At 40.3% G+C, this 6,471-nt stretch carries 5 protein-coding genes and 1 pseudogene; 3 read left to right on the forward strand and 3 right to left on the reverse strand.

Going from position 1 to position 6,471, the window contains the following annotated elements; genetic code table 11:
* Nucleotides 1–56: 56 nt before the first annotated feature.
* Nucleotides 57–494, forward strand: coding sequence for a CoA-binding protein (locus tag SST111_RS10465; protein WP_099811231.1), 438 nt, complete (start codon nt 57–59; stop codon nt 492–494).
* 559 nt (nt 495–1,053) lie between these two features.
* Here the strand turns inward: SST111_RS10465 and SST111_RS10475 are convergent.
* A pseudogene (locus tag SST111_RS10475) lies at nt 1,054–1,896 on the reverse strand (DUF975 family protein).
* Nucleotides 1,897–2,204: 308 nt separating this feature from the next.
* Here SST111_RS10475 and tgt point away from each other — a divergent pair.
* Complete coding sequence (gene tgt / locus SST111_RS10480) at nt 2,205–3,347, forward strand: tRNA guanosine(34) transglycosylase Tgt (RefSeq protein ID WP_044765060.1); 1,143 nt, start codon at nt 2,205–2,207, stop codon at nt 3,345–3,347.
* Nucleotides 3,348–3,386: 39 nt separating this feature from the next.
* Here tgt and SST111_RS10485 read toward each other — a convergent pair whose 3' ends face one another.
* Nucleotides 3,387–4,472, reverse strand: a complete 1,086-nt coding sequence (locus SST111_RS10485; protein ID WP_099811233.1) for a M24 family metallopeptidase — start codon at nt 4,470–4,472, stop codon at nt 3,387–3,389.
* Between the two features lie 208 nt (nt 4,473–4,680).
* Here SST111_RS10485 and ccpA point away from each other — a divergent pair, with 208 nt between their 5' ends.
* Nucleotides 4,681–5,685, forward strand: coding sequence for a catabolite control protein A (gene ccpA / locus SST111_RS10490; protein WP_004298830.1), 1,005 nt, complete (start codon nt 4,681–4,683; stop codon nt 5,683–5,685).
* Nucleotides 5,686–6,105: 420 nt separating this feature from the next.
* On the opposite strand, the gene SST111_RS10495 is transcribed toward ccpA, so the two are convergent.
* Nucleotides 6,106–6,471: LPXTG cell wall anchor domain-containing protein (locus tag SST111_RS10495; protein WP_142350761.1), on the reverse strand; the 366-nt coding region annotated here is incomplete at its 5' end.

Here is a 6,471-nt window from a genome sequence, read left to right on the forward strand (position 1 = left end):
TTATTCATTAAACTTTTATTGATTCTAACATTTAATATACATTAAAGGAGGTCTCTATGTCTTATTCCTTCCAAAATCCTAGTCAGGACATTATCTTTGACTATCTGAAAAATGCTAAAACCATTGCAGTGGTCGGTTTGTCTAGTCGAGAAGAGACAGCAGCCTATCGCGTTTCCAAGCTCATGCAGGAAGCGGGCTATAAAATTATTCCGGTTAATCCCAAGGCTGCTGGTGGGACTATTTTAGGCGAGTTGGTCTATAGTAGTCTAGCAGAGATTGGCCAACCTATTGATATTGTAGATGTTTTCCGTAGAAGTGAATTTTTACCAGAGGTAGCACAGGAATTTATCCAGTCGAACGCCAAAGTTTTCTGGGCTCAACTTGGTTTAGAAAGTCAAGAAGCAGAAAAACTGTTGCGTCAGGCAGGTCGTAACGATATTGTCATGAATAAATGTATCAAGATTGAATATCTTGAAATGAAAGAACAATACTAATAGAGGCTGGGCAAAAAGCCCAGTGGCTACTACTCAGAGTTCGTGTCAACATCTCAGCGCAGTGGTTGATTGGCAGATTTGTTCGTGTATTACACTCCAAATCTGACCTATACGACTGATGCGAACAGAGTTCGCTTCATCTCCAACCTCAAACTGTCTCCCAGACAGTTTGAGCTGTGCGGGGGTGGGAGTGAAACAGTCTGGGGATAGACTGTTTTAGCTCAACAACTGGAAATAAGGACTTGTTGACGAACTCTTTTTAGACTGGTCGAGTTCTTTCCCACTCCCTTTTTCATCGAAAAAGCAGTTCAATGAACCATTGAACTGCCGGATGACTCTAAGGAGGAGCGCTTAGAATTGGAACAAATTACTACACATGGCGTAAAAAATAGAAAGGAAGAAATCTGCTCCAATACCAAGCAGGCTAAAATAGTCCTTTGTCGCTCCTCAGTCATAGTATAACACAATCCAAATGTTTTTACCAATTATTACTATATTTTTTTCTTAAATTTAGACATAAAAGTGTATATAAAAATAAGAGCAGATATCGCTCTTATTTTTATACGTAACTCATTTTCTTAGCCTGCTCATCTAAAATTTCTTCATGGAAGTGCATTTGTGCAGCATAGTGATACGGCCATACATATAAACCAGCCAGGCCAAATGTAATAATGACAAGAAGGAACCAGCCAATGAAGGATAAATCAAGTGTAAAGCGTTTAAACTTGTAACCTTTCATCAACTTTCGACTAGACCGAATGATTGAAAAAGCGCCTGTATATTCCTTGCGTTCTAATTGCTCAAACAAGATATATTCTACCTGTGAATAAGCATAGAATTGTGGAATATAAAGAGCAATTCCTAAAACCATAAGTAGGACACCTCCCATGGCCATTAGCCCTAGTATGGCAAGGATTTCCATAGGAAGTGCATCAGGGTTCAAGGATCAACTGGATGCAGCTATGATTGTAATCATCGTTCCAGCACCGATAAGTAAACCAATACCAAGGTAAAACAGTAGTCCCCAAAGGAAGAGCAAGAAACTTTTTAAAATGTAGGTTCGAAAGATTTTCCAGAAATCTTTATGATTGAAAATCATCAGCACATTTTTAAATGATGTGGAAGTTTTTACCCCTTTGATAAGATGAAATATAGTGTAGATAATGGATAAATGCAGTAGTCCTAATAGCAATCCGTAAAATAGTGGAAACAAGGAGGTAGAAATAAAGTAGCTAGGACTAGCAAGTTCCTCAGCTGTTACTTCAGCAAGGCTATTGCGAGAGAAAGAAATTAACTGAACGATAACAGAAATAGTGACGGGGATGACAGCCAATTGATAGATACCAGGTGTCTCATTTAGTGTTTGGCGAGCCCGCTCACGTATATTAGAAATTGTAAACATCTACATAACCTCCTTGCTGAATATTGTAACATAATTCTAGATGACAAGCTAGGCTTTTTTTGATAGACTGGAAGGTGCTGTGGTAATTTGTCAGTTTGTTGTGATGCGCCTATCTATTTACTATTAAATAAGTAGAAGACAAGGTAAATATCGCTGAAATAAGAAGACATTCTGATGGATTAGACCATGCAAGATTAAGAAACTGTATTCACAAGTAAAGTGCTTTTACATATGATATGAAAGAGCTGAACTGTGAATCCAGAACTAATATCCTAGGATTGTTTTTCCTAGCGGGAGGTAAATAAAACATGACAGATGTTCCAATCAAGTATCGCTTGATTAAGAAAGAAAAGCACACAGGTGCACGTTTGGGCGAAATCATTACCCCACACGGGACCTTTCCAACCCCCATGTTTATGCCAGTTGGAACTCAGGCAACGGTAAAAACCATGTCGCCCGAAGAATTGAAGGCGATGGGTTCAGGAATTATCCTATCTAATACCTATCATTTGTGGCTTCGTCCAGGTGACGAATTGGTGGCGCGTGCAGGTGGTTTGCACAAGTTCATGAATTGGGACCAGCCAATCCTGACAGACTCAGGTGGTTTCCAAGTTTATTCTTTGGCGGATAGTCGCAATATCTCAGAAGAAGGTGTTACATTTAAAAACCATCTCAATGGTAGTAAGATGTTCCTGTCACCTGAAAAAGCTATTTCCATTCAAAACAATCTAGGCTCAGACATCATGATGAGCTTTGATGAGTGTCCGCAGTTCTATCAACCTTATGACTATGTAAAAAAATCCATCGAAAGAACCAGTCGTTGGGCAGAACGTGGTCTCAAGGCTCACCGCCGTCCGCATGACCAAGGCTTATTTGGTATTGTACAAGGTGCTGGTTTTGAAGATCTTCGTCGCCAATCAGCCCATGATTTGGTTAGCATGGATTTTCCAGGATACTCTATTGGAGGATTGGCTGTTGGAGAAACACACGATGAAATGAATGCTGTACTGGACTTCACGACCCCTCTTTTACCGGAGAATAAACCACGCTATCTCATGGGCGTTGGAGCACCAGATAGCTTGATTGATGGCGTGATTCGTGGGGTTGATATGTTTGACTGTGTATTACCAACACGTATTGCGCGTAATGGAACCTGTATGACCAGTCGTGGACGTCTTGTGGTGAAAAATGCCCAGTTCGCTGAGGACTTTACACCGTTAGATCCAGAGTGCGATTGCTACACATGTAAAAACTATACACGTGCGTATCTCCGCCATTTACTTAAGGCCGACGAGACGTTTGGTATTCGTTTGACAAGTTATCACAACCTCTACTTCTTGATTAATTTGATGAAAAATGTCCGTCAGGCCATTATGGATGATAATTTATTGGAGTTCCGTCAAGACTTTATGGAACGGTACGGATATGGTAAAAACGGTAGAAATTTCTAAACAAAATGACCTCCTACAAAATCGTAGGTGGCTTGTTTTTTACCCTTCAAAATACAGTAATTCTTTCGGCGTCTGGGTAAAGACTTCGAAGCCGTTTTTAGTCACATAGCCACAATCCTCGATACGAACACCAACTTTTCCAGGGATGTAAATACCAGGCTCGACAGAGAAACACATACCTTCTTCGATGACTAAATCATTGCCTTCCATAATCGATGGGAATTCATGGACACTCATTCCCAAACCGTGACCGAGTCGGTGGTTGAAGTACTCGCCATAACCTGCTTTTTCAATCACAGAGCGAGCGGCATAGTCAATCTCGCCAGCAGTCACCCCAGGCTTGATCATATTGACCGCTGCCATGTGGGCCTCAAGGGTCAGATTGTATATATCTTTCTTAAACTGGTCTGGCTTGCCGACAGCGACAGTTCTCGTCATATCAGAGGTGTAGCCCAAGGTTTCGACGCCTAGGTCGAACAATAGCAGAGAATCGTTTTCGATGCGGTTTGTTCCTGGGATACCGTGAGGGTTTGCAGCATTGTTACCTGTCAAGACCATGGTATCAAAACTCATCTTTGAAATGCCCTGTTTCTTCATCTCAAATTCAATCTGAGCGATAATATCTGTTTCGGTTACATCAAGGGAGATATTGTCAAAGCCAACCTGCATGGCCTTGTCCGCAAACTCACCGGCAATCAGCATCTTGTCAATCTCATCACGGGACTTGATCAATTTCATAGTATTAATCAGAGGCGTAATGTCTGAAAATGGTTGGCTAAAGATAGACTGAAGACCATGGTAGCGGGTTAAATTCAAATTATCAAATTCTGCACCGATTGCTGAGAAAGATTTTTGTGGCAATTTGCTCTTGATAATCTGCCATGGATTTTCTGAGTCCATATAGCCGGCTACAGGAAAATCAACAGTCGCAACCGCACGCTCTACATCCAAGGCAGGGAGAAAGAGTAGTGAGTCGTGGTCAGGCATAACAAAGAGCATCATGTGGCGTTCATGAGGATCACTATGATAGCCAGTCAGATAATAGATGTTAACTGGATCAGAGAAGATGGCCAAGTCCATTTTGTTGGCTTCTAAGTAGGATTTAACATGATGTAATTTTGACATAGTGGAGACCTTTCTAGCATGTAGTGGTAAAAAAAGTGAAAATTTCGTTTATTATATAGACTATTGTTCCAAAAAATGAAAAAAATTGCAAGTATTATCAAAAAAATAGGTTTTTTCTCTTGAAAGTGGTTTCAAAAAGTGATACACTATTGTTGAGTGAAAGCGTAATTTTCATAGAAATAGAATATTGAAAGGGAGTACAAAAGTTATGTTAAACACTGATGATACGGTTACGATTTACGATGTCGCCCGTGAAGCAGGTGTGTCCATGGCGACAGTATCGCGCGTGGTAAATGGGAATAAAAACGTAAAGGAAAATACTCGTAAAAAAGTATTAGAAGTCATCGACCGTTTGGATTATCGTCCAAATGCTGTTGCGCGTGGCTTGGCAAGTAAAAAAACGACAACTGTAGGCGTTGTGATTCCAAATATTGCTAATGCTTATTTTGCAACCTTGGCCAAAGGTATCGATGATATTGCCGATATGTACAAATACAATATCGTCCTAGCAAACAGTGATGAAAATGATGAGAAAGAAATCAATGTGGTGAATACCCTATTCTCAAAACAGGTGGACGGAATCATTTTCATGGGCTATCATTTGACAGACAAGATTCGTGCGGAGTTTTCACGCTCACGTACACCGATTGTTTTAGCTGGTACCGTGGACTTGGAGCACCAATTACCTAGCGTCAATATTGACTATGCTGCCGCTAGTGTTGATGCAGTCAATCTATTAGCTAAGAACAACAAGAAAATTGCCTTTGTATCAGGGCCACTTGTAGATGACATCAATGGTAAAGTTCGTTTTGCAGGCTACAAACAAGGCTTGAAGGACAACGGAATCGAGTTTAACGAAGGATTGGTTTTTGAATCCAAGTATAAATACGAGGAAGGCTACGCTCTAGCAGAACGTATTTTGAATGCCGGAGCAACTGCAGCTTATGTTGCAGAAGATGAGATTGCTGCTGGTCTATTGAATGGTGTCAGTGATATGGGCATCAAGGTTCCAGAAGACTTTGAAATCATTACAAGTGATGATTCCCTAGTGACCAAGTTTACCCGTCCAAACCTGACCTCTATCAATCAGCCACTATATGATATTGGTGCAATTGCTATGCGCATGCTTACCAAAATCATGCACAAGGAAGAGTTGGAAAACCGTGAGGTAGTTCTTAACCACGGAATCAAAGTACGGAAATCAACTAAGTAATAAATATGGGAGTAGCCGGATAAGATATCTTATTACTCCGCCCCTCACTCTATCAAACATTATAATCATTTGGTTACTTCGACGAGCGAGGAGACATTTCCAACTTAGAACAGCCTTTAGGCTGTTCTAGCAACCTGTAGCTATTGAGGCAAACTTGCTTCGACTTATCTCCAGCCTTCAAAGGTTCCCTGAACCTTTGAAGCGAGTACTAAAAGCAAACGAAATGGCTATACTAACCGAAAACTAAAAGATTATAAAAAATAAATATAAAGCCCTCGCTAGATGTATAAGCTTAGCGAGGGCTTTGTGGTTGATTTTAAGTCTGTCACACTCTGGAAGTTGTGGAGATGTTGATGCGAATCTAGAGAAGCAGTACTGGGCTTTTTCTCATCCTTTAGAACTGTATCAGTTAGGTGATTATTATAATTTACGTTTACGTGTAAATAACGCAATTGCAAGCCCGATAATACCACTTGTTAATAACCATAAACTTCCTTTCTCACCAGTTACTGGTAAGATTTGCTTAGCAGTTTCGGTTTTAAATGTTGAAGTCTCCTGCTTGTCTGTTTTTTCAGTTGTTGGTTTAGTGTTTGAATTTTCTTCGACTGTACCATTTTGGTTGTTCTCATTAACAGGTATCTGTTTTTTAGAGGTTTCGATATTTTCCTTCTCTGTATTAGCCATTTGCTTTTCAGGTGTTACGGCATTGTCCTTCTCATTAACAGGTATCTGTTTTTTAGAGGTTTCGATATTTTCCTTCTCTGTATTAGCCATTTGCTTTTCAGG

Source organism: Streptococcus suis YS161 (assembly GCF_002760245.1).
In the GTDB taxonomy this organism is placed as follows: domain Bacteria; phylum Bacillota; class Bacilli; order Lactobacillales; family Streptococcaceae; genus Streptococcus; species Streptococcus suis_I.

Bases quoted from the DNA above. Each gene is read 5' to 3' on its own strand.
- SST111_RS10485 (WP_099811233.1), bottom strand. From the start codon at position 4,472: ATGTCAAAATTACATCATGTTAAATCCTACTTAGAAGCCAACAAAATG.
- SST111_RS10465 (WP_099811231.1), top strand. From the start codon at position 57: ATGTCTTATTCCTTCCAAAATCCTAGTCAGGACATTATCTTTGACTAT.
- tgt (WP_044765060.1), top strand. From the start codon at position 2,205: ATGACAGATGTTCCAATCAAGTATCGCTTGATTAAGAAAGAAAAGCAC.
- ccpA (WP_004298830.1), top strand. From the start codon at position 4,681: ATGTTAAACACTGATGATACGGTTACGATTTACGATGTCGCCCGTGAA.